The organism is Furfurilactobacillus rossiae (assembly GCF_013394005.1).
Taxonomy (GTDB): Bacteria; Bacillota; Bacilli; order Lactobacillales; family Lactobacillaceae; genus Furfurilactobacillus; species Furfurilactobacillus rossiae.
Window position 1 is genome coordinate 439174 of the sequence record NZ_CP040586.1, and the last position, 22700, is coordinate 461873.

At 43.1% G+C, this 22700-nt stretch carries 21 protein-coding genes, 1 tRNA gene and 1 pseudogene; 16 read left to right on the top strand and 7 right to left on the bottom strand.

Annotated features, from left to right (window positions below):
• The first annotated feature begins 7 nt into the window (after positions 1 to 7).
• The 4 genes and pseudogenes from LROSL1_RS02005 to LROSL1_RS02015 all read left to right on the top strand — a co-directional run bounded on the left by LROSL1_RS02005 (position 8) and on the right by LROSL1_RS02015 (position 2184).
• A complete protein-coding gene (locus LROSL1_RS02005) occupies positions 8 to 640 on the top strand; it encodes a hypothetical protein (RefSeq protein WP_178913567.1) in 633 nt (210 codons plus the stop codon).
• Positions 641 to 712, top strand: a pseudogene (locus LROSL1_RS13265) (zinc-ribbon domain-containing protein); the annotation flags it as partial. It lies immediately after the preceding gene.
• Positions 713 to 811: 99 nt separating this feature from the next.
• Positions 812 to 1579 (top strand): hypothetical protein, encoded by a 768-nt coding sequence (locus tag LROSL1_RS02010; protein ID WP_225351486.1) that lies wholly within the window; start codon positions 812 to 814, stop codon positions 1577 to 1579.
• A 20-nt stretch (positions 1580 to 1599) separates the two neighbouring features.
• On the top strand, positions 1600 to 2184 hold the full coding sequence (locus tag LROSL1_RS02015; protein WP_178913568.1) for a hypothetical protein: 585 nt from the start codon (positions 1600 to 1602) through the stop codon (positions 2182 to 2184).
• A 121-nt stretch (positions 2185 to 2305) separates the two neighbouring features.
• On the opposite strand, the gene LROSL1_RS02020 is transcribed toward LROSL1_RS02015, so the two are convergent.
• Positions 2306 to 2377, bottom strand: a tRNA-Asn gene (locus LROSL1_RS02020).
• A gap of 237 nt (positions 2378 to 2614) precedes the next feature.
• On the opposite strand from LROSL1_RS02020, the gene LROSL1_RS02025 reads away from it, so the two are divergent.
• Positions 2615 to 3442 (top strand): mechanosensitive ion channel family protein, encoded by an 828-nt coding sequence (locus tag LROSL1_RS02025; protein ID WP_178913569.1) that lies wholly within the window; start codon positions 2615 to 2617, stop codon positions 3440 to 3442.
• Positions 3443 to 3459: 17 nt separating this feature from the next.
• On the opposite strand, the gene LROSL1_RS02030 is transcribed toward LROSL1_RS02025, so the two are convergent.
• Genes LROSL1_RS02030 through LROSL1_RS02045 form a run of 4 tightly spaced genes read right to left on the bottom strand, consistent with a single transcriptional unit; the run spans position 3460 to position 7033 of the window.
• Positions 3460 to 4356 (bottom strand): polysaccharide deacetylase family protein, encoded by an 897-nt coding sequence (locus tag LROSL1_RS02030; protein ID WP_178913570.1) that lies wholly within the window; start codon positions 4354 to 4356, stop codon positions 3460 to 3462.
• Positions 4337 to 4654: a hypothetical protein gene (locus tag LROSL1_RS02035; RefSeq protein ID WP_017262994.1), complete on the bottom strand. Its 318-nt coding sequence runs from the start codon at positions 4652 to 4654 to the stop codon at positions 4337 to 4339. The genes LROSL1_RS02030 and LROSL1_RS02035 overlap by 20 nt, the downstream gene beginning before the upstream one ends.
• Entirely contained in the window at positions 4654 to 5868 is a 1215-nt protein-coding gene (locus LROSL1_RS02040) for a glycosyltransferase family 2 protein (protein WP_178913571.1), read from the bottom strand. The genes LROSL1_RS02035 and LROSL1_RS02040 overlap by 1 nt, the downstream gene beginning before the upstream one ends.
• A 19-nt stretch (positions 5869 to 5887) precedes the next feature.
• Positions 5888 to 7033: a family 20 glycosylhydrolase gene (locus LROSL1_RS02045; RefSeq protein ID WP_178913572.1), complete on the bottom strand. Its 1146-nt coding sequence runs from the start codon at positions 7031 to 7033 to the stop codon at positions 5888 to 5890.
• Between the two features lie 347 nt (positions 7034 to 7380).
• Here LROSL1_RS02045 and LROSL1_RS02050 point away from each other — a divergent pair, with 347 nt between their 5' ends.
• From LROSL1_RS02050 to LROSL1_RS02085, 8 genes are all read left to right on the top strand, one after another.
• Complete coding sequence (locus LROSL1_RS02050; RefSeq protein ID WP_017262991.1) at positions 7381 to 8316, top strand: phosphate/phosphite/phosphonate ABC transporter substrate-binding protein; 936 nt, start codon at positions 7381 to 7383, stop codon at positions 8314 to 8316.
• Between the two features lie 71 nt (positions 8317 to 8387).
• Positions 8388 to 9170, top strand: a complete 783-nt coding sequence (gene phnC, locus LROSL1_RS02055) for a phosphonate ABC transporter ATP-binding protein (protein WP_404825817.1) — start codon at positions 8388 to 8390, stop codon at positions 9168 to 9170.
• Positions 9167 to 9952 carry a phosphonate ABC transporter, permease protein PhnE gene (gene phnE, locus LROSL1_RS02060; protein WP_178913574.1) on the top strand — a complete coding sequence of 262 codons (786 nt, stop codon included), beginning with the start codon at positions 9167 to 9169 and terminating at the stop codon, positions 9950 to 9952. Before phnC ends, phnE (LROSL1_RS02060) begins: the two co-directional genes overlap by 4 nt.
• Positions 9952 to 10755, top strand: coding sequence for a phosphonate ABC transporter, permease protein PhnE (gene phnE / locus LROSL1_RS02065; protein ID WP_017262988.1), 804 nt, complete (start codon positions 9952 to 9954; stop codon positions 10753 to 10755). Before phnE (LROSL1_RS02060) ends, phnE (LROSL1_RS02065) begins: the two co-directional genes overlap by 1 nt.
• A gap of 10 nt (positions 10756 to 10765) precedes the next feature.
• On the top strand, positions 10766 to 11710 hold the full coding sequence (locus tag LROSL1_RS02070) for a nucleoside hydrolase (RefSeq protein ID WP_178913575.1): 945 nt from the start codon (positions 10766 to 10768) through the stop codon (positions 11708 to 11710).
• A gap of 287 nt (positions 11711 to 11997) precedes the next feature.
• A complete protein-coding gene (locus LROSL1_RS02075) occupies positions 11998 to 14376 on the top strand; it encodes an ATP-dependent DNA helicase (protein ID WP_178913576.1) in 2379 nt (792 codons plus the stop codon).
• Between the two features lies 1 nt (position 14377).
• On the top strand, positions 14378 to 14992 hold the full coding sequence (locus LROSL1_RS02080; RefSeq protein WP_178913577.1) for a uracil-DNA glycosylase: 615 nt from the start codon (positions 14378 to 14380) through the stop codon (positions 14990 to 14992).
• A gap of 167 nt (positions 14993 to 15159) precedes the next feature.
• On the top strand, positions 15160 to 15801 hold the full coding sequence (locus LROSL1_RS02085; RefSeq protein WP_178913578.1) for an SDR family oxidoreductase: 642 nt from the start codon (positions 15160 to 15162) through the stop codon (positions 15799 to 15801).
• Between the two features lie 178 nt (positions 15802 to 15979).
• Here LROSL1_RS02085 and LROSL1_RS02090 read toward each other — a convergent pair whose 3' ends face one another.
• Complete coding sequence (locus LROSL1_RS02090; RefSeq protein WP_178913579.1) at positions 15980 to 16840, bottom strand: VOC family protein; 861 nt, start codon at positions 16838 to 16840, stop codon at positions 15980 to 15982.
• A gap of 268 nt (positions 16841 to 17108) precedes the next feature.
• Here LROSL1_RS02090 and LROSL1_RS02095 point away from each other — a divergent pair, with 268 nt between their 5' ends.
• The 3 genes from LROSL1_RS02095 (at position 17109) to LROSL1_RS02105 (ending at position 22343) form a co-directional block, all read left to right on the top strand.
• A complete protein-coding gene (locus LROSL1_RS02095) occupies positions 17109 to 18299 on the top strand; it encodes a sensor histidine kinase (RefSeq protein ID WP_162129512.1) in 1191 nt (396 codons plus the stop codon).
• A 1069-nt stretch (positions 18300 to 19368) separates the two neighbouring features.
• Positions 19369 to 20523 carry an MFS transporter gene (locus LROSL1_RS02100; RefSeq protein ID WP_178913580.1) on the top strand — a complete coding sequence of 385 codons (1155 nt, stop codon included), beginning with the start codon at positions 19369 to 19371 and terminating at the stop codon, positions 20521 to 20523.
• A 677-nt stretch (positions 20524 to 21200) separates the two neighbouring features.
• Positions 21201 to 22343 (top strand): cation diffusion facilitator family transporter, encoded by a 1143-nt coding sequence (locus LROSL1_RS02105; protein ID WP_404825818.1) that lies wholly within the window; start codon positions 21201 to 21203, stop codon positions 22341 to 22343.
• An 84-nt stretch (positions 22344 to 22427) separates the two neighbouring features.
• On the opposite strand, the gene LROSL1_RS02110 is transcribed toward LROSL1_RS02105, so the two are convergent.
• A complete protein-coding gene (locus LROSL1_RS02110; RefSeq protein ID WP_161003424.1) occupies positions 22428 to 22646 on the bottom strand; it encodes a P8 family protein in 219 nt (72 codons plus the stop codon).
• Positions 22647 to 22700: the final 54 nt, after the last annotated feature.

Here is a 22700-nt window from a genome sequence, read left to right on the forward strand (position 1 = left end):
GGATGCAATGAAAAAGGGTCCAAAAATATTAATTGCAATAATCGTTTTGGTTGTTTTTGTTACTGGAATAGTTGGAATCAAGAATCAGTTCATTATTTCAAAGGATCAACTGGCTGCCAACATCACTAAAGCCACTCAAAATGAAGACGGTGACTTGTTTCTAAAACAGTTTGATAAAGATAGCCAAAATTTAGGCTTTGCCAAAATAGGAGCACAGAGTGTTGTTGAACAATGGCATAGCCATGCTTCAGTTCCGACAGCGGAAGTCGGGAAGCGTATCACGGACGGGCATACAATTGCTGGTCCATCCGTTAAATACAAGTTTTATGTAGAGTCAAAGAAAGTATTTGGATTGTTTGACTCATACTATTTGGCGGCAAAACCAACATCCGTTCATTTTATGACCACGGATGATACAGCGAAAATGCGAATTAACATTACGAATGGTGGGAAACATATAAAAGCTACGGCACAAGATTTTAGAAACGGGCTGTTTCCCGGAAAATATAGCTTTCATGTTGACAGTCCTACTGAAGATGGGCGAAATCAGTCTGGTGATTTTTATGTAGCCGTAGCCGGTAGTGAAAATCGATTCGATATGGTTCTTTACTTTATTGATTCAGATTCAGAAGGGGAATAAATGAAAAAATGTGTGAATTGCGGGCATTTAAATCCCGACTCAGCAAAGTTCTGTCAAAAGTGTGGTACGCCTTTAACCAGTAATCCACACGGTGATAACAGGTCGAATGATGATCAAAATAATGCAAAGGTTGTACGCAAACATCATGGCTGCCTTTGGCTAGTCCTGATAATGATAATTTTATTGCTCGTTTCTGGGCTGGGTTATTGGCTTTACGATACTGGTCGAATCAACATTGGGGGTATGAATGCTGAATCAAGAAGTACCCGTCATGATAGTGAAGCAAGTAGTTTGAAAAAAGAAAATGAACGTTTGAAAAAGACTAAAGAAAGCATTACGAACACGAAGTCTACGAGTTCAAGTTCAATTACAAACTCGAGTTCGAGTGCTACAGCTTCGACGCAAACAAGCTCTAATGACGTTACCCCATTAAGTTCATCTCAAAAATCTGCAATTTCGTCTGCATTTACAAGCTGGGCATCTCATCGAGCCCAGATGGGAAATATGGCTGTTAGCGACTGGTATTTTGATCATGGATCAGCTGGTGATTCTGATTGGGTAGCAATGACCTCTGATGGAAAAGTGTTAGTGCAAGATAACGGTAATCCTGGTTCTGCAAATTACAAAATTCAAGCAATCGGTGGCGTCGTATTCTACTCAGCTAAGGATGGAACAACAGGTCTAGATAGTGGACTAAGCAGTGGTAGCAATGCTGACGGCTATTCAACAAATATGAGTTTTAGCAAGCCGATTAGTAAGTATTTATTAGCTAACAATGGAGTTGTCTATGAGCTTAAAATACCTGCTGGCACCAGCGCTTCGCCGACTACTGGTTTTACTAATGGAGAAGGTGCAGGTGATGGCAATCAGACTTTCCAGGTCTCACAGGATAATGCCGCTCAAAATGAATTAAAACAGTTAATTTCTCAAAATAAGTGAACTGAGAGGTAAGATTTAAAATGAAGAAAGCGATCCTAGTAGCTGTAGCTGTCTTACAATTAGGCTTGTTGGCGGCATGTAGCAGTAATAATTCAAGTAGTTCGAGCAGTAGTTCAGATACGGCAAAAAGCAGTAGCTTAGCCAGTTTGAAGCGAGAAAATAAACGACTAAAAGAGAAGAATAAGAAAGAAGCAAGTTCGTCAACTCAGAACTCGGTCAGTACGGAAAGCGATAGTGTTAGCTCTGACGCAAGCAGTGTTAGCACTAGTTCGGCAGTGTCGATTGCAAGCAGTTCGTCGCAAGCGCAATCTTCCTCCACTGCTCCAACGGGTCCAGCGGGTGAAACTGCCCAAAGCATGCGTGATTCATTATCTAGTCAGTTTGGTTGTGATTCGGCAGCGTTGGCCTCAGTACCAGATAGCACTTTAGTTCAACAATATACTGCCTCTGAAGGCGCTGGAGAGGATATTGCCGGATTTTATAATCGAATTCATTCAGCGTATCCAAGCATAGGTGGTAATGTTATGGGGCAGAATCCTGATAACAATAGCAACGATAGTAGTATTGATAGCAACGACGACAATAATGAAAATGATGATGATTAAAAAATATGGGTAACCACAAGTAAATGTGGCTACCCATATTTTTTGATCTGTGTAGACGAAATTATTGTTGGCCTTGAAAAGATGTAGATTAACAAATTCCTAATAAAATTAAGGCTTAAAACTGCTCGGGTTGGAATCGAACCAACACACTTTCGATTAACAGTCGAACGCAGTACCATTGTGCCACCGAGCAATATCAATCAAGTTGATTTGTTAATATTAGCAAGCAACTTATGAGAAGTCAATGAGTAAATGAGATTATTTAAAAGAAATCGTTTTCTAAGCCGGTTCACCGCACTTCAAAAGTTGACATTCCGGCATTTTTTCAAATTTTCGTCACAAACGCTTAACTCACCTCAAATTGAACAGATGAGTATGCTAAAGTTGTGAATAGTAAATCATCACGGAAGAACTGGAGTAACGAATGATAATGATGACCGCAGCAAGTTTTAGCGAATTTTTTGAACAGTTTAAGTGGCAGACGTTTGGCCCGCATTTATTGAATATGGTACTTCAAATTGCATTATATTCAGTGCTGTTCTGGTTCATTAACCGAGCAATTGTATTTTTGATTGACCGAAGTTTTGGCACCTATATGAAGAATCGGCGCATTAACCAAAAAAGGGCGGAAACGTTACATACCTTAGTTCGCAATACTACTCGTTACATCGTTGTCTTCTTTTTTCTCTATACGATTTTGAGTGTTCTTGGCTTTCCAATTGGAACGTTGATTGCGAGCGCCGGAATTGTAACGGTTGTTGTTGGGCTCGGTGCTCAGGGCATTATTCGTGACGTGATTGCTGGTTTCCTAATTTTGATGGAGCAACAGATGGAAGTCGGCGACAATGTCATCATCAATGGCACGACATCGGGACGCGTAGTTGCGTTTGGCCTGCGTTTGACAACGATTAAAGATGCTGATGGCGGCCTGAATTACATCACCAATAGCAGTATCACTACGATTACGAATCAGTCACGCACAAACATGCGGGTCCAGATTGATTTGCCATTGAAGGCAGATACAGCTACGAATCAGGCCATTAAGACTGTTAAGGCTGTGAATGACCGTTTGTTACCTAAGCACCCAGAGGTCGTTGGTCGCGCGGTTATTCAGGGGCCAACGATTTTGCCCAAGACCCATCTGCTGGCGATTTCGGTCACAATGTATGTAAAAAACGGGGACCAGAGCAATGTCCGATCCACGTTTACGACGAGCTATTTGAATGCATTACATCGAGAGGGAATTGAGTTGCCTTAGGATAGTCATTTCTGTTCTTATAATCGATTTTGTTTTAACCACCGATGGACGCTAGGCCAACTATTCGTATTAATAATCACCCGCGGCGTGTTTTTCAGATCCGTGTTTTCATCAACGATACCAGTGTTTAGTGTGTAGATGACCTCCAGTGGTTGACGTTCCAGAAACTCCTGAACCTGTGCATCACCACTCCCATAAGGATACGTGAAGATTGGCGTTTCGGCGTCAATCTTTTTTTGCATCACATTTTGGCTAGTTGCGTAGTCACGTTTGAAACGCATAAAGTTGCGGGGAACATTGAAGACTGGTGTGCCGGCACTATTAAGATAATGCATGTTGTTAGTATGCACGGCAAACGTCACCAAGTCGCCAGCCTGTTTTCTCATGGCTAAAATTTGTGACCACGTTGCCAGTTTAGTGCCTGCTCGGTAGGCCCCAGTATTACCCGTAATGATGGAAACTGTAAACGGAAAGTGGTGTTTGATCATCACTGGGGCGGCGTTATCCACAGTAGTTCGATCGATATCATCAAACGTTAAGACAACGTAGCGACCATGAATGCGTCGGTGTGATTCCACCATTTGAACCATTTGTGCCGTGGAGATCACTTTAACGTGTTCACGAGCTAAAGTGGCCATTTGTTGCTTGAAATCACTGAGATTGACGTTGAAATCGTGAAACTGACTGTTGGGGGACAAACGCTCGTCCAACTTGACCGTTTTGTTGTCGTCCAAGATCCGGTGATAACAGAAAACCATGATGCCAGCGGGCTTCTTTTCATCATGAGTGGAAATAGCGTAACTAGGTTTATTACCCAATTCAAATGCAATATTGCGTTTGACGCTCACCGCTAGCACTCCCAAAACGAGTAGTAAAAAGCCGGCTAAAATCCATTTACGCGTTGTCTTGCTCACGATGCTTTGCCCTCCGTTTCAAAGTGTTAATGTGCAGTGTGCCAAAAAAGGTGATCAAAACGGCCACAATGATGACGAGAATTGCCAGCGTTTTGTACAAATGTAGTGATAAATTCAGGACAAGGTAATCCGAAACGAGGGCGTCAGAATAGACGCCTAGCAAAAAACAAACATTGATGTAGATAATGAATCCAGTAATTAACCAAAGTACTAATAAAATCACTGCTCTACGCAGACGTTCCCAAAGTGATGGTCGTTTGCGGATGATCAATGAGCGAGGATCTTTTTGTTGACGCATTATAACCCCCGATCTGGACTACGCCATGTACCTGCATGGTGGGGATCCAAGAAGAATGAGGCCAGTGCTGACAGGCAACTGACCAAATTAATAAACCAGTAGAAAATGATGTAGACGGGCAACAGTAGCAAGTCTTGCCAGGTGATGAAATCGGACTGTTTGGAGTCGGCAAAGCCAATTAAAAATTGAATAATGCTGATCAGCACTAATAAAAATAGGACCACGCCATCCATAATTAATGTTTGTGTGAAGGCAATGGGAAATACATAAAAAAGTAGTACAAATGCACAAGCTAACGCCCAGGTATCACTGAGGATCATATCCAACAACAGCCATTGTGCGCTGAGTGGTCCGCGTAACAACATGCCCTTATTGCGCCACAGTACTTCAAAGCCACCACGGGCCCACCGTTGCCGTTGATGTATTAGTGCACCGACATGTTCAGGTACTAAAATCCACGCCACGGCGTCAGGACAGTAGCTGACTTGCCATTGGTGTTGATACAAACGCCATGTGATATCGATGTCTTCAGTCAAGGCTTGCGGATTCCACCAGCCGACATCTGCAAGTGCTTCACGGCGGTAGGCCACCACAACGCCTGAAACAGTAGTGATGTGACCGGTGATAAAGGCCTGACCACGTTTGATAATGTCGATGACACCGATATATTCCAACAATTCAAGGCGCCCTAATAAACTAGTCCGGTTGCGCACGATAGGTTTGCCGGCGACTGCACCAAGATTGCGGTTGTCATAAAAGCGGGCCAGCATTGGTTGTAAGACATCAGCATCGACGTAACAATCGGCATCAAGACATAGCAAGAACTTACCGTGAGCCTGTTTAGCCCCCTCATTAAGAGCATTGGCTTTGCCACGATTAGGCATTAATGGGACAAGCTTGATATCACAACGTTTGGCATATTGTCGTGCCAATTTTTGCATAACATCAAACGTATTATCGTCGCTGCCGTCGTCGATAAGGATTAATTCGATGTGCTGGTAGCTTAAGGCGGCGACGGATTCAACCACACCGCTGAGGGTAGTGCCTTCGTTATGCGCCGGGATAAGCACCGATACCAAATCGTCTGGTTGACCAGTGGGCTGATTGACGAGAGGAACAGTGCGTTGTTGGATTGAAAAAAAGATTGAGCTGATGATCCAGATAATCGAAACAATTACCGGATATAAAATGACGTATGTGCTAATTAAGTTCATGATGCTCCCCGAAGTGTTGTTAGATAGGTTGTCGTGCAAGTTGAAGAAATTGACTCAAAAATTTTTGAGAAGCCGTTAATATTTGTTTGTCATTAATTTTGCTGTGAGCATCTTTGTCGGCCCAAATAGAGACACTGCTACCGACAATGTTGTGCAGTGAATTGAGGCTTGAATCGTTGTCGTTATCCCAGATGGTGGGGTCCCAATTTTGCTTCATGTCATTGGTCATGTACGCGACGTTGCGAGATTTAATGTTTTTTTGTGACAAATTAAAATAGAGGTAATAGTCGTTATAGTTGAATACTTTGAACCCATGATGAATCAATTCAGGCATTGTGGCCCACGCTTTTTGTCGTTCTTTACCAGGTGCACCTTTTTCATCGGCCGTCCAATTCCAGTAAGTAATCTGGATGTGCTTATCATATTGATTTAGTGCCCGACTCATATAACCATCATTCCATGCCTCAGGGATGAATCCTTGGGCCTGAATGTTCTTGGCCAGCGCATTTAGATAGGTTATGTAGGGCTTATTGCTTTTTGTTTGATCGGTAAACTCATCGCCGCCCAAGTGAAAATGCATGTCTGCCTGACCCGAAAATGACTGCGCCACTTCGTTATCAAGTTGTTTAACAAACGTTATGCTGGCGTTACTTAAGTGAAATTCGCGACCGTAACTCTTATTGTTGTATGTCAGTTGATTAATTTGTTGTGTTTGATGATTGGCACGCATCGTTTCGATCATGCCGTCAATGTGTGCGGGCGTATCGACTTCTGGAATTAGCGTAATGTGTTTTTGCTTAGCAAACGTAACCAGATCAGCGATCTGTGACTTGCTATAAAAAGCCTGGTGCGTTTTGTTATTACGCCAAACCCCATTTGTTTGTGTTGCATTAGCCAATGTTTGACCAACTGTGTCATTTTCAATCGCAAACGACTGTGCGTCACTAAGATGTAGTTGAACAAAGCGGCCACGATTTTGGGCGACCTGCGAAATAAATGATTTGATTGTATCAGGTTGATAGTAGCGGCGTGCGACATCAAGAGTGAGGCCATTGAATTGGCCGTTTTCAGCTTGTTGAGTGGCGGCACAAACGTTAATTTGTGTTAAATAAATGCCGATAACGATTATAAAAGTGATGAGTAGCGAATAATGTCGTAATTTCATAACGTTGTTCCCTTCATAAAGCATCGTTTCATATCATACTGCATGCGAAGATTGAATAACTGAAAAAAATCAAAGCTTTATGAAAATGGTTTATTTTTCTAAGCAAACTTTAACAAGAAATATTTACAAATGTTTGCTTGTTTTATTGGAATGCTTTTTTAGAAAGTTCGTCAAAATGGCAAATAAAACATTTTACGAAATATAAAAATAATAATTTAACAGAAAACACAAACTATTACGATATTTATAAATTAAAGGTTCGTGAATTAGATTGAATTGTCACGGAACTGTCGTTTACAATTACTCGTGTACTTAAACAGCAAACTTTGTGAGGGGGATTCACACGAATGCATCGTAATTTAAAACGACTGTTAATTGGTTTGACTAGTACGCTAGCTGCCGCAACGTTAATGACGTTCGGACATCCAGGTGACGTATCGGCTAAGTCTACATATACGCCTAAATCTTTGACCGTCCAATTTGTCCCGTCTTCAAATGCCAGTTCCATTGAAGCCAAGGCAAAACCGCTGGAAGGCTTGCTTCAGAAACAGTTACATGTTCCGGTGAAGGTTAGTGTTTCGACTAACTACAATACGATTGTTGAAGCTATGGGATCGAAGAAAGTTGACGTTGGCTTTTTACCACCAGATGGCTACGTTCAAGCGCACAAGATGAATCATGCGAAAGTACTGCTACAAGCTTTACGTTATGGTGTGGATGAGCCAAGTGGTAAGAATAACAAGAAGTTGGTTAACTATTATCGTTCAATGATCTTGGTCAAGAAGGATAGCGGCATTAAGTCATTGAAGGATTTAAAAGGAAAGAAGATTGCCGTACAGGATACAACATCAACAGCCGGCTACATCTTCCCCGTGGCCGAATTAGCCAAGCATGGCGTCAACATCAAGAAAGACAATATCAAAACCGTCACTGTTACAGGACATGATCAAGGCGTGATGTCTGTGGTTAACGGCAATACGGACGCCGCTTTTGTATTTGCCGATGCCCGTCAGATTGTTCAGAAAGACGTTAAGGATGTCTTCGAGACTACTAAACCACTTTACCTCACAAACAAAATTCCTAACGATACAATTTCTGTACGCGGAGATATGAGTCCAAAGTGGCAAAAGAAAATTTCTCAAGCGTTTATTAAAATTGGTAAGTCTAAAGATGGACGGAAAATCATTAAGTCTGTGTACAGCCACGAAGGCTACGCTCCAGCCAAAGACAGCACTTTCAACATTATTCGCAAGTATGACAAACAAGTTAAAGATGCAGAATAAAAGGTGATTCTAATCATAAAGTGAACGGGGCTAACTTCGCTCACTTTATTTTTGTGAAGAGGGAAATGTTTATGACTAACCCGGAATTAAAACCGGTAATTGACGTGCAACACGTTTCTAAAGTTTATAACAATGGCACAAGTGGGCTGACTGATATCAATCTACAAGTTAGGCCTGGCGAGTTCGTTGTTATTGTGGGGCTTTCCGGTGCCGGTAAGAGCACGCTGATGCGAAGTTTAAATCGTCTGCATCAAGTGACGGAAGGACGTGTCCTAATTGATGGACAATCAATTACTGAGGCTAAGGGTCGAAATTTGCGTCAGTTACGTCGTGAAGTGGCGATGATTTTTCAAAATTTTAACTTGGTTAAGCAGTCGACGGTGTTGCGCAATGTTTTGGCTGGTCGACTGGGATATTATCCGACATGGAGAAGTAGTTTGGGGCTTTTTAAGGACACAGACAAACAACGTGCATTCAAAGCATTAGAAAGGGTTAATCTGTTAGATAAAGTGTACCAGCGTGTTGATCAATTGTCGGGTGGCCAGCAACAACGGGTTGCAGTAGCTCGGGCGTTTGTTCAGGATCCCAAAATTGTCTTGGCAGATGAGCCGACTGCCTCTCTTGATCCTAAAACGGCCCATTTGATCATGAATGATCTTAAAAGTATGAATCAGGATCTAGGTAAGACAGTGGTGGCAAACCTACACTCAGTATCTCTAGCTAAAGAATATGCGACCCGAATTGTCGGCCTCCGTGCTGGCCGAATCGTTTATGATGAGGCGATTCGGGACGTCACTGATACTGACCTAACTGATATATATAATGGCGGTTCGTTAACGGGAGATGGCCAATGAGAATCCCTAAGCGAACAATTGCACAACGATTTCACGTTCGGCTAGTTGGCAGTCTGCTCATACTAATAGGCCTGTTAATAGTCAGTAATAAGTTTTTAAGGCTTGATTTTAATGCTTTAATTCAGAACTTTGACCAATTCTTGGCCCTTTTAAAGGATATGATGCATCCGGACTGGAAATCTGCACCATTTGTTGTTCAGCCAATGATGGAAACCATTCAAATGGCACTTATTGGGACTACGGTTGGCACACTCCTGGCGATTCCAGCTGCGGTGATTGCAGCCCGCAATGTCATCACGAACAAATGGATCACTGGCGCAGTGCGAATTGTTTTTAACATTGTGCGCACATTGCCGGATTTACTACTTGCTGCGCTTTTTGTAGCTATTGTAGGTATTGGTCCGTATGCTGGTGTGCTGACATTGACGATTTTCTCATTTGGAATGATCACAAAACTATTTTACGAATGTATCGAAACGATTGACAACGGCCCGCTTGAGGCTATTTTAACGACGGGTGGCAAACGTAGTGCCATGGTTGTCTTTGCGGTTTTACCACAAGTTTACAGCCGTTTCGTCAGTTATATTTTGTATACTTTCGAAATTAACGTTAGGGCCTCAACGGTGTTGGGCTATTTAGGGGCGGGCGGTATTGGTCAGCAGTTACAAACATCGTTATCCGAGTTTCGCTACGATCAAACTGCAGTTATTATTTTGGCGATTTTAGTTGTGGTTTTAGCAATTGACGGCGTTAGTAACTTCGCAAGGGAGCGTCTGCAGTAATGGATTCAACACAGTATAAGTTATCAAAAAACAATCATCTGAAACGTCGCTGGTTTTGGGCCCTACTTATTGTACTTGTTTATGGATGGGGAATTTTCGGCATAAATTTTAGTAAGGTACAGTCGTCAGCCGGTGCAGTTACCAGAGCTGTGTTAATGGGCATTGTACAACCTGATTGGCATTACGTGTACCAAGGTAATGGCGAGGATCTAGTTAGCGTGATGCTCCAAACATTGGCGATTGCGTTTGTTGGCACCATTATCTCAGCTTTTATCAGTATTCCGTTCGCCTTTTGGGCAGCCAAGCGGCGTCAACGACACTTTTCAGTTGTGTCCACTAGTGGCCGGGTCATCTTGGCTGTTGTAAGAACTTTTCCAGAGATTGTGTTAGCAATTATGTTTATTAAAGCAGTAGGACCAGGTGCTTTTGCGGGTGTATTAGCACTTGGCGTGCATTCAGTGGGGATGTTAGGCAAACTCTTTGCCGAATCAATAGAAGCAATCGATATTGGTCCTAGTGAATCAATTGCCAGTGTCGGTGGGAATGCTGTGAATGGTCTTATGTTTGCTACACTGCCACAAGTGTTGCCTGCATTTGCGTCCTACAGCCTTTATCGTTTTGAAATATCAGTCCGTTCCGCGACCATTTTAGGTATGGTTGGCGCTGGTGGTGTTGGGACGCCGCTTTTGTTTGCAATTCAAACGCGTTCCTGGAGTCGCGTTGGCATCATCCTTATTGGGATTATTATCACGGTGACAATTATTGATTATTTATCGGGCTGGTTGCGAAAACAACTGGGCTAAGGAGAAAGGAATGAATGAGATGAAAGTGTATTTCAACCATGATGGTGGCGTTGATGATTTAACTTCCTTATTTCTTTTGTTACAAATGCCAGAAGTGGAATTACTTGGCGTGGGGGTAATGGGTGCCGACAGTTATGTGGAGCCCGCCACTTCAGCGACTCGAAAGATTATTGATCGTTTTGGCGGCGGTAAAACAATTGAAGTTGCAAGTTCGGATACTGGTACACGACATCCATTCCCAACGGCTTGGCGCATGGAAACTTTTTCTATGACAGCGTTGCCCTTGCTTAACGAGTACGAGCCAATCAAAACACCATTACGAGGCGATACTGCAGCGAACCATTTACAGCAAATCTTGAGTGGGGCGAATGAGCCTATAACGCTGTTATTTACGGGGCCGTTAACGGATTTAGCAACAGTTATCCATAGCCAACCTGAACTAACAGATAAAATCGCACGCTTAGTATGGATGGGTGGAACTTTTCTTGATCGCGGAAATGTTGAAGAACCAGAAGCCGATGGTCACGCGGAATGGAACGCTTTTTGGGATGCAGAAGCTGTTAAAACGGTTTGGAATAGTGGAATCAAGGTTGATATGGTCGGGCTGGAAAGTACTAATAACGTGCCTTTAACGTCTTCCGTGCGACGTCACTGGGCACATCGTCGGCAACAAGTTGGTTTTGATTTTTTAGGCAATAGTTATGCGTTAGTGCCTGAGCTGAGGCATTTTGTTACAAATTCGACGTATTTTTTATGGGATGTTTTGGCAACTTGCTATTTAACTCATCCAGAAATAACCACTACCAAATTGGTGTATGGTGACGTTATTACGGAAGGACCGTCGCTTGGGAGAACGATATTAGCAGCTGCGGGTCGGCCAATTAAGTTGGTTGAAACCGTGAATAGTGTGCAGTTTTTCGATTTGATTGATACATTGGCTACAACAGCAAAATAGATTCATTTGTGGCGTGCTGATATTCTGGACCAGTAAGATTGTGCAATGCAAATTTGGCCGGTGGTTTGACATAAATGAAGCGACCAGTTTGTTTTACGAAACGTGTGGTGAACGGTCATTGAGAGGATTGAGTCTAACTCTTCAATTAGGAGTGGGCTCATTTTTTCTTTGTGCTTGAACATAGACGCGAGACTACGTTCTTCCTTACCCATGACAAGTTCTGAATTTAACTTCTTCTTGTGCTAAAGTAGACGGAGACATTTTTCAGAAAGGGCGAGGTGAGTGACGTGGCGACAATCAAACTAGGTATCCGTGAATTGGTAGAATTTGTCTTACGAAGTGGCGATTTAAATCCACAAACAGATGCTAGCAGCAATACGGCACTCGCTGGCGCGAATATCCATCGCCGCCTACAAAAGCAACGGCTTAAAGATCATCCAGATTATCAAAAAGAGGTTGGGTTAAAGACGACTGTGACGATGAATGATCAAAGTTACAGCATTCACGGGCGCGCTGATGGCATTTTTGAGACAGATGATCAGTTACATATTGAGGAAATCAAAACCTCTGATTTAGTCTTTGAAGATGTGCCAGAGAGCACTCTGACACTCTTCTGGGGCCAGGTGAAAGTATATGGCTATTTGTTGATGAAAGATCAACAACGAGATCACGTGACACTACAACTTACGTATTATCAAACAAACGAAGACAAAGTGACAATTCGGGAGCAAGAATGGTCGTTTGAAGAGTCGCAAAAATTCTTTCAAACTCTCATTGATGAGTATGAGTCTTGGCTAATTTTACGGGCCGATATGCGTACTCAGCGAGATCAAACGATTTCGTCACTAAAGTTTCCATACGCTACTTACCGTACTGGTCAACATGAGTTGGCAGTGGCAACCTATAAGTCCATTATGCTAAAAAAGCAAATGTTGGTGGAGGCACCGACTGGCACGGGAAAAACGATTTCAACGTTGTTCCCGACGATTAAAGCAATGGGTGAAGGGCTTATTCAGCGGACGTTTTACCTGACTGCCAAGCAAAGCACGCGGCGTGTTGCCGAAGATGCTTTATCTTTAATGGCTACTCAAGGTCTTTTACTGAAGAGCATCACATTAACAGCTAAAGAAACAATTACGTTTCCGGAGGAAGTCGACGTTGCACCGACGGATAATCCGTTTATGCTGGGGTACTATGATCGATTGAAGCCAGCGTTGATGGATGTTTTGACACATGAATACCAGATTACCCGGGAAGTTGTTGAAACGTATGCGCGCAAGCATACGTTGGATCCATTTGAGTTTTCTTTGGACATCAGCCTATTCTGTGACATCATTGTTTGTGATTATAATTATTTATTTGATCCATTAGTGTATCTGCAACGATTCTTTAGCGAGAAGGACGAAGACAATTTCTTCCTTATTGATGAAGTTCATAATCTGTTAAGCCGGGCACGAGAAATGTACTCAACTAGTGTGGATGAACAGTCGATCAAGGAGCTAAAACCACTGTTCAAAGGAGATCGCGGCTTCCATCGCCATGTCAACACGTTGATTAAAACCTTCAAGGCATTGGCATCCTTATTGGACGATGAACAATCGGAGAATCTCACCATTCAGCCTCCACTGACGTCATTTGTTGAGGAGCTACAACACTTTAACGATTTCATTTCTGATTGGCTACCAAAGCAGGAAGATGGCGAAGAACTACAAAAGGTGCTGGACGCTTACTTTGCCTGTCTAGACTATGTTCGGTTAAGCGATAATTATGGCGAAGAGTATCGAACGCGATTGTTTCAAACAAATCGTGGACTCTGTGTGCGACTAGTTTGTTTGGATCCCAGCTCGTTTCTTAATCAGTCGATGCATTTGGGTCGTGGTGCCGTTCTATTTTCCGCAACTGTGACACCGCTTAGTTATTACCAACAGGTGCTGGGCGTTGATGAGGATGGTATCACTTATCAGCTGCCATCGCCGTTTGAGCCCCGGCACCAGGCAATTTTGGTGGCAAATTATATCCAAACGACATACCGTCAGCGGGATGCCAATTTGTTGAAGATTTTGACGAGTATTCATACACTAGTGGCGGGTAAAACAGGCAACTATCTCATTTTCTTTCCATCCCATGGTTATCTGACGACCGTTGTTGAGGCCTATCGGCAGGCTTACCCAGACGAATGGGTGATTCAACAGGAGTCGGCAATGCAGAGCGCAGATCGTGATGCTTTTTTGTCGAAGTTTCAACCAGATGCCACTCAGTCACTAGTCGGTTTTGCTGTCCTCGGTGGGATTTTTTCTGAAGGTATTGATTTGCCAGCGGATCGGTTAATTGGCGTGGGAATCGTCAGCGTTGGACTGCCTGGTTTAAACGTTGAGACTGATCTCATTCGGGACTATTTTGATGAAGCAAACGGTCATGGGTTCGAGTATGCGTATCAATTGCCTGGCTTGAATAATGTGCTGCAGGCGGCGGGACGATTGATTCGCAGCAGTCATGATCAGGGCATTGTCCTTTTGATGGACCAACGCTTCAGCCAACCACGTTATTCAAACCTATTTCCACCACATTGGCGTTTTTGGCGAGGCGTTAACAATGTCCAAGCATTGTCAGCTTGCATAGACGCATTTTGGAAACAGACACAAGCATCACAAACAAAGGAGTCTTAGTGTGGCCACATTTTTAACACCAGCACTTATTCAACATGCTCATGAATTAATTGACGCTAACGAAAATTTAGAGGGTTTTGTTCCTGGAGAAGGTTCATTGACGCCTAAACTAGTGCTTGTTAGTGAGGCGCCAGGGGCAAAAGAGGCAGAATTAAGTCACGGTTTTCAGGGACCAGCCGGGACGGAATTGAACGATTGGCTGGCATTGCTTGGCCTTACTCGCGATGAAATCTACATGACTGGCGCCGTTCGAGCACGGCCATTTACAGAGAAGAATGGTCGCAAACGTGATCGACGCCCAACTCAGGCGGAGTTGAAGGCATTTGCGCCATTATTGGATCATGAATTGGCGGCTTTGCCAGCCGGAACGTTACTTGTTCCGCTGGGGAACACTGGCTTGCAGCGTTTGCTGGGTAACAAGATGAAAATCACTCAAGTTCACGGTGAATTAATGAAGATGCCGATTTTAACTTTCCGTGCAGCAGTAGAAAAGTTCAGGCCAAGTGTGCGAACATATTCATTATTCCCGCTGTTTCATCCGTCTTATGTCCGTCGTTTTCCCAGCAAACGTTCGCTGGTTGAGGATGATTTAAAAATGCTAAAGACTTTCCTATAATAAAAACTTTTTAAGAAACGTTTCATGCCCGATTACCGCAAGGAAATCTGGAGCATGGGACTTTTTTTATTAAAAGGCAAAAAAGTGGTTTTAGTTGAACTTTCAATTGTAATGTTTATAATTACAATTGAAATTGAAAATCACACGACCATTTAAGGAGGTTCATTATGCAACATGTTTTAATTTTAGGTGCCGGTGGAAAGATTGCGAAATTAACTGAAACCATGTTATTGGCAGAAACGGATGCAATGATGACACTGTTTCTACGCCATCCTGAAAAGATTGCAGTTAGCGATGAACAACGAGAAACAGTGGTTACCGGAGACGCGGCCAACGCGGACGACCTTGCTCAAGCCATGAAGGGGCAGGACGTTGTTTATGCCAATTTAGCAGGTTCAAATATTGAAACGCAAGCGCAACAAGTTGTTAAGGCAATGAATGAAGCGGGTGTTAATCGTCTGGTATGGATTTCAACACTCGGTATCTATGATGAAGTGCCTGGTGCGTTCGGGAAATGGAACCATCAAATGTTGGATGATGGGTATTTGCCATCATATGCGGCTGCCGCAAAAGTGGTTGAGGACTCAGACCTAGATTACACGATTATCCGACCTGCTTGGTTACAAAACCAAGACGAGATTGATTATGAATTGTCAAACAAGGGTGATGCCTTCAAAGGTACAGAAGTGTCCCGTAAGAGTATTGCTGCGGTTGTCACAAGCTTAATCACGGATCCGACAAAACACATTCGCGCTTCATTAGGGGTCAACAAGCCTAACACGGATGGGGCAAAACCTAGCTGGTACTAGTATGGAGCGGAGCTATTAATATGTAACTTTCGTCCGCATAGCGCGTGGCGATGCAGGTATTGTCCTCTAACTTAAAGAATAGTAGCGTAAATAACGACTGTTTGTGATTACGTCATAATGTGGGCCAAACAGTCGTTATTTTGGATGAAAACGCTACTCTTTTTTCAGGTGGACCGCATTATTGATCTTCACCAAAGACAAGATTGAGCGTATTTAGATCTGGGTCGGAAAGTTGGATTTGTTCGTCCGGCTGTTCAAATGGATAGTGTTGGTCGGTTAGTTGTTGACGTAGTGCCTGCCATGCAGAACGTGTACCAACATCAATGTCAAAATCCATCAATCCGGTTTGATTAGGGGCCATTTTTGGATAAGGACCGTGCCAATCGTTCAACGCGATGTGGTGGTGATAACCGTCAGCGGCTAGAAAAGAAGCATGGGGTACCAACCAATCCTTGAGGTCAAATCCCAGTGTCTGTTTGTAAAAACGCGTACTTACTGACAACTGGCTGACACGTAAATGAATGTGCCCCAGCCTAGAGCCCACAGCCAAGCCCTGCCAGTGACTGTCTGCTTCGCGAAGTAACGCATCTGTATCCAATGTAATCGTTCGTTGTGGCATGCGACCATCTGGCAGCACTAGCCAGTTTTTCCGAGGAAAGTCATAATACACTTCCACAGCATTCATTTCTGGATCCCAAACGTATACGGACTGGCTAAAACGATGATCGGCCGCTAAAAATACAGGGATGTGATTTTGTTGATAATGCTGTAGCGTGTTGGCCAGGGCACGGTGTGTTGGTTGCACCCAGGCCGTGTGATAAAGTCCGGTTGTCTGTAAGTTACGGATGGTGTCATAACCTTGCCTAAGGGTTAACCGCGGGCGTTCATCGCCTGGAATCGTTAAAACAGAATTTTTTGACGTTTGTTGCAAGACCATGAGACCAACTTGTTGTGTGTAAAAGTTGGTCATTTTGACAAGATCGTGAACGCGTAAAGTGACGTGGCTGATCTGGGTGTGCGGAGAAATTTGAAATGTCATTAGATCACGCTTTCTGATAGTACATAAAATGTGTGTTTAAGACACTTTTAAACGGCTGAATCTGCTAAAAAAAGTATATGATTATGATAGAAACAATGACTGAGAGGATGACAATGTGCTTAACACCATTGTATTTATAATTACGAGCCAAAGTGCATTACTGACGTGGCTATTTTTTTGTTTTGCGATGCGCAAGACAATAACGAGAAGGCAAATATGGATTTGGTTCGGTCTAACAATAGTGGCTGAGCTTGTGGGACTAGGTTTAATGGCAGCGGGACCAACATGGCCCAAAGGGGTGCCTGCAATCTTGCCATTTTTTGTCGTTAATAGCTTAATGTTGACTTGGGTTACCAGAATTAACTGGATTACGGTTGTGCCATTATTAGTGATTTTTGACTCGTTTCGCCGTTTTGTTGGCGGGGTGCTTGGCCTCATCATTCAATTCTTTTTGACACCAACATTGACCATTTATACACGCACCATCTTTGACAAGAAGTTTAATCTCGCAATGGAATTAAATCAATTAATGGCTGTTCTGCTCGCAATGATTTTATTTCCAATATTCGGTCTTATCGCAGGGCGATTAAACAAACGTTACCATGTCATTGATCGGCTGGTTGTTTTGCGACCGGATGGGTCCGACTACACGTTAGTTGCCATTTACTTTATGGTTTACTTTGTCTCTTTATCAGCGGCGTTGGACCAAAAGCTCCAATTTTTGACCGACCTCACCATGATTTTAGGGATGTTGCTAGGCGGTTTTTATTATTACCTTGTATTATCACGTTTTGAACAATCACGCAGTGAACAGTTGTTAGAAAACTTACGCGGTTATGATGCATCAGTTAGTCGGATGAATGAAGAAATGCATAAAGTGTCACACGATTATCAGAATATTTTACTGGGCCTGAGTTATTTTGTTCGGCGTTCAAACGACAAGGAGCTGCAACACTATTTTGCGCAGGTTACTCATGACAATAATCAGCGGATTGAAAGCATCAGCGATGGCGAAATTGAACGGCTACGTTATTTAAACAGCGGTTACGTAAAAGGATTACTGTACTCAAAGCTACTTGAAGCCGAAAAACGCCACATTAAGTTTGAGGTCCGCATCAACGAAGAGATTAAACTTCGTGAAGAACGTTCTGTTGACCTTGTTCGAATTTTTGGAAATGTCCTTGACAATGCGCTTGATGCTGCATTCGAAAGCGATAAACACGTTAAGTTAAGCGCCGCACCGTCCGAAAAATGTAACGTCTTTCAAGTCACAAATACGATTCCGCATGATGTCACTTTTGATCTGACTAAGGCTTCTCAAGTTGGCGTATCAACGAAGCGGGGTCACATGGGAATCGGCATGAGCAATATTCGTCGTTTGGCAAAACAAGGTATAACTGTTGAACAAACGATTGATGGCAACCAGTTTATGACAACTATTCATGTACCTAAGGCTTAAAAGGCGACAATCTGAGATTTGTCAAAAGTGCTGATGCCTGAGTGAAAGGCGATAGAAAAAAAGATTATTTCAAACTGCCATTCAGTTGACCTAGAAGGTCGATTGGGTGGCAGTTTGCTATTTAAATTACTTGAATCGTTGCACAAAAAAGGCTCCGAGCCTTCTCTACCCGGAACCTGTTACATCAAGGAAAGATCCTCAATCGGCGTGACATTCGTTTTACAATTCGGAATGAGCTAACACCTCAATATTTAATTTACGTAACGCCGTGTCCTGACCTACCTGCCCACTTGTAAACTGTCTGCTAATGTGGGCGGAGTAGTAATCAACATTACCACTGGCCGCTCATCACCATTTGATCGACAGGCAAACGGCGGTATCGGTATTACGCGTGGAACACATATGACTCTGTATCGGCCATACACCTCCCAAGTGAATCCTTTACGGTTTTGGTACGGGAAACGTGGAAACTCAAAGCATCGAGTTTCTGTTATACAAACTTGGTCATTGGTATCGCCTGCTTAGAGAGTTGAAAAACAACCAACATCACATGCTCAACTTGAAACTTTGGTATAGAACTTTTGAAACAGATGAAACAGAACTTGTTGGAGCTTTAATTCGAGTAGCTACCATAACCTACTAGTCACCGACTTTTGGCGCGGACGGCTAATTACGTCATCAATGCGCGACAGATGTCTTTCAACATCATAACTTTACGTGGCCTGCGGACTACCGGCTGAAAATGCCGGGGTAGCAATCAAACTGTCAACCGTGGTTCCAAGAACCAACCCGGCACAGTTTCTATGAGAAGGCGTCGACTGAGGAGGTAATTCCTTTCCTCACCAGTATAGTAACACGAAACGTAACCGCTTACAAAAGAAAAACTCGCCAACTTAAGAAATTCTTTTAAAATGTTTTGAGAGCCATTTCAAAGTATTGGTATACCGGCAATATGAGAATTGATCATTGTAAAAATTTATTGTTTTGCCATAATAGATAGCAACCGGTTTAACCGGATTCATGGAAGGCGTTTGACATGCGCTGTTCTTGCGGAAGGATGTTTTGTCATGTGTTAAAGCACAAGTGGGTGTTATTAATCAGCATGTTGATCAACATGGGAATCGGATTAGTAATGCCAATTACGACGATCTATATTCACACGGTTCTCGGAAAGCCGTTGTCAGTGGCAGGCACGACGTTATTGTTTTTCTCAGGTGCATCGATGGTCGGCAACGTCATTGGTGGTCGGCTGTTTGATCGATGGAGTCATAAAGGTCCAGTTATTGTTGGTCAAACGATTGCTTCATTGTCATTATTAATTATTGCATTGTCGCCAACCTGGCCGCTGTATCCGATTGTTTTGATCTTTTATGGGCTAGGTATCGGAACGGCGTTTGCATCCTTCAACGGGCTGGTTGCAATCTTGCAAGCTGATGAGCCTTTGATGTTCAACTATTCGTTCCTCGCAGCCAACGTGGGGATGGCTGTTGGCTCTTTGAGTGCCGGTGTGCTGTTCGCCATCAGTATTCACCTCACGTTTCTTGTTCCTGGCATCTTGTTTGGTCTAGCTGTCCTCATCGATATTTTCAAACTGGAGGATGGAAATGCTCAGACAGTTAAAGGACCGACGAATAATGTTGTTTCCAACCCAATCCATGGCGCGTTTCGTTCAATTATTTTGATTGCGTTCGCTTTCTTTGTGATTTGGATTGGATACTCGCAGTGGAACACTAATTTATCCACATACATGACTAGTCACGGGGCTAGTGTGGCCGAGTATAGTGCATTGTTTACACTGAACGCTGTTGTACTTGTACTGATTCAGCCATTTGGAAACCGAATCCTGCCACGCATCTTTCCACGCAAGAAATATCAAGTCATTTTCGGTACGGTAGTATTTGCATGTTCATTTTTAATGATTATTCACCAGCCGCACTATATAAATTTTGTGATGGGAATGCTACTGCTGACGTTTGGTGAAATGATCGTAATGCCAACGATTCCAGCTTGGCTAAATGAATTTGCGACGCCAGGCAACCGGGGAACCATTCAGTCCATCAGTAGTCTGGCAGGCGGTTTTGGTCGGGCTGTCGGACCTTTACTAGGTAGCTTAATCATTGAAGCCACGTCGTATCCCGCCATGTTTATGTGGTTGTGTGCCGCGGATATTGTTGGCGCGGGGCTGCTGGTACTGGCCGTTGACAGACAACCGAATGGCAAATAAACTTTGATTTGCTGTATTGCACAAAAAATTCAGTCATATTGAATATTTATCAAGTTGGAAGCTTGAAGGTGCTGATTGATGTCGCTTGTGGTTGTCAATAATGAAACTCCGTCGTGGGACCGGTTCAAGACTCCTGAAACCCAAAGCCTTTCACCTCGCCATGAAGCCTCGTGGGAAACCGAGGCTTCATGACAGTCCGTGTTGTAAATTCGAGAAAGCCATTCGAATTTACAATTCTTGCACGCCTTGGTTTCAGTGTTGACGCCCTTCAGCTACTGATGCGCTCATTCGCGTCCATTACTAAGTCATCAAATTTTGTTATGTAAACGGAACTAATTTAAGATTGCGACCGTCCCATGAAACGGAGCCTCTGACTGGCGGAACGCTTTCAAATCTGAAAAAAGTAAAAAAATAAGTCCACCGGCGTCGTTTGAAAACGGCATTCGGTGGACTTATTTAGTGTAAACAAACATTACTTGCTGAACTTATCGTCACGAACGAACAGGGTGACTTCAACACCATCAACATTGATGGTACGACGTTCTTCTTTGGCTTCTTGGCCTTCTGGGAATTCTTCTGCCATGTATGTTCACCTCTTTCAGCGGTTATGAAAATTCATAACACAAATCTCAATTACAATTATTATTGTAGTCGTTTCACTGAAAGTTTGCATAATTTTGTGCACGAAAGCGACAAAGTTAATTAGCATTTTATTTAAAATAGGTGGCAACTCACTTTACTTGTTTCAATACTTTAAAGTCGCTAAGCTGGATAGCGAAAGTAAAAGATGGAGCGCGACAATCATTAAGAATCATATTGGAAGACACATAGAACGAGAACAAAGAAATTGGTTACAAACGCAGGCAGCCGAAATTAGCAAATTGGGCGGAGCGATGCGACATTTGAGCTTGAATGTTGTGGCATATGTCTCAATTTCAGTTATTGAATATGCTTTGGCGGCAATAAGTCAATCGCAAACTTTGCGTGCGGATGCGTTTAACAATCTTTCGGGGATTATATCTAGTTTATTGTTGATGCTTGGTTTGCACATTGCTAGGGATACTGACGACGATGAATTTGATCGTGGTGTCGAAATGACTAAACAAAAACAAACTATGGGAACGATGCAAAGGGTTCGTTTTACGCGATTTCGTGCTGAAACGATTTTTACTTTGGTTACCAGCGTCATCATGCTTGGTATTTCCCTGCAGGTTATCTATAGCGGCATTCGGGGACTTATTAATCCGGATACGCGTGTCGTTCCGCAACCAGTGGCGCTGATTGGGGCAGCTATTGCCAGTGTCATCATGCTGATCGTATGGTATTTGAATCGGCAAGCAGGCAGAAAATTGAAAAATGCTGCATTAACGGCTTCTGCACAAGATAGTTTAAGCGATGCCTTTACCAGTATCGGAACGTTTGTATCAATCGCCGGGGCATTATTGTTTAACATTTCATGGCTGGATGGCGTGGCCAGTGTTGTGGTTGGCTTGTTTATTTTATTTGCTGGCTTGAAGATTTTCTTAGACAGCAGTCTTAATTTGGCGGATTACTTTGATCCTCGGATGGAGGCCACGTATCGTGATGCAATTGAAGATGTGGACGGTGTCCGTGGCGTGGGCGAATTAAAGGCACACTACAACGGCAATCTTGTGACACTAGACGTGATGATCTATGTAGATGCAGATATGAATATTTTGGACAGTTATGGTTTGAGTGAACGCATTGAACGTTTGATGCGTCATCGGTACAGCATTACTGATACTGACGTGGCTACTGTGCCAGACCCTGCAACTATTCACAAACACAAGAAGCATTAGATAGACAAACAAAATACCAGTCAGATGAACGATAAATTCGTCTGACTGGTATTTATTAATGGAATGTTTAATTGTCGTTCGCGACTACTTCTTTAACAACTTTTCAACCGCTGCCTTAAGTTCGTCGTCCTTCATGGACATATAAGGTGCTACTTCGTCGGCCGTTTTGTTGGTGTCGTGAGTATCCTCGTCCATGTAGTGGTTCCATACTGCGTCGCGAATCGGTAGGGTGCTGTCGCTCCAGTCAAACACTTCGTTCATTGGTTGATCTAGTAACTTTGTCATTTCAACTGCTTGTGCCATGTTGAAATCAGCCTCCCTTTCTTTTATGATCACCATCTATGGTAGTCCTTTTTG

Bases quoted from the DNA above. Each gene is read 5' to 3' on its own strand.
- LROSL1_RS02005 (WP_178913567.1), top strand. From the start codon at position 8: ATGAAAAAGGGTCCAAAAATATTAATTGCAATAATCGTTTTGGTTGTT.
- LROSL1_RS02010 (WP_225351486.1), top strand. From the start codon at position 812: ATGATAATTTTATTGCTCGTTTCTGGGCTGGGTTATTGGCTTTACGAT.
- LROSL1_RS02015 (WP_178913568.1), top strand. From the start codon at position 1,600: ATGAAGAAAGCGATCCTAGTAGCTGTAGCTGTCTTACAATTAGGCTTG.
- LROSL1_RS02025 (WP_178913569.1), top strand. From the start codon at position 2,615: ATGATGACCGCAGCAAGTTTTAGCGAATTTTTTGAACAGTTTAAGTGG.
- LROSL1_RS02035 (WP_017262994.1), bottom strand. From the start codon at position 4,654: ATGCGTCAACAAAAAGATCCTCGCTCATTGATCATCCGCAAACGACCA.
- LROSL1_RS02040 (WP_178913571.1), bottom strand. From the start codon at position 5,868: ATGAACTTAATTAGCACATACGTCATTTTATATCCGGTAATTGTTTCG.
- LROSL1_RS02045 (WP_178913572.1), bottom strand. From the start codon at position 7,033: ATGAAATTACGACATTATTCGCTACTCATCACTTTTATAATCGTTATC.
- LROSL1_RS02050 (WP_017262991.1), top strand. From the start codon at position 7,381: ATGCATCGTAATTTAAAACGACTGTTAATTGGTTTGACTAGTACGCTA.
- phnC (WP_404825817.1), top strand. From the start codon at position 8,388: ATGACTAACCCGGAATTAAAACCGGTAATTGACGTGCAACACGTTTCT.
- phnE (WP_178913574.1), top strand. From the start codon at position 9,167: ATGAGAATCCCTAAGCGAACAATTGCACAACGATTTCACGTTCGGCTA.
- phnE (WP_017262988.1), top strand. From the start codon at position 9,952: ATGGATTCAACACAGTATAAGTTATCAAAAAACAATCATCTGAAACGT.
- LROSL1_RS02070 (WP_178913575.1), top strand. From the start codon at position 10,766: ATGAATGAGATGAAAGTGTATTTCAACCATGATGGTGGCGTTGATGAT.
- LROSL1_RS02085 (WP_178913578.1), top strand. From the start codon at position 15,160: ATGCAACATGTTTTAATTTTAGGTGCCGGTGGAAAGATTGCGAAATTA.
- LROSL1_RS02090 (WP_178913579.1), bottom strand. From the start codon at position 16,840: ATGACATTTCAAATTTCTCCGCACACCCAGATCAGCCACGTCACTTTA.
- LROSL1_RS02095 (WP_162129512.1), top strand. From the start codon at position 17,109: ATGGCAGCGGGACCAACATGGCCCAAAGGGGTGCCTGCAATCTTGCCA.
- LROSL1_RS02110 (WP_161003424.1), bottom strand. From the start codon at position 22,646: ATGGCACAAGCAGTTGAAATGACAAAGTTACTAGATCAACCAATGAAC.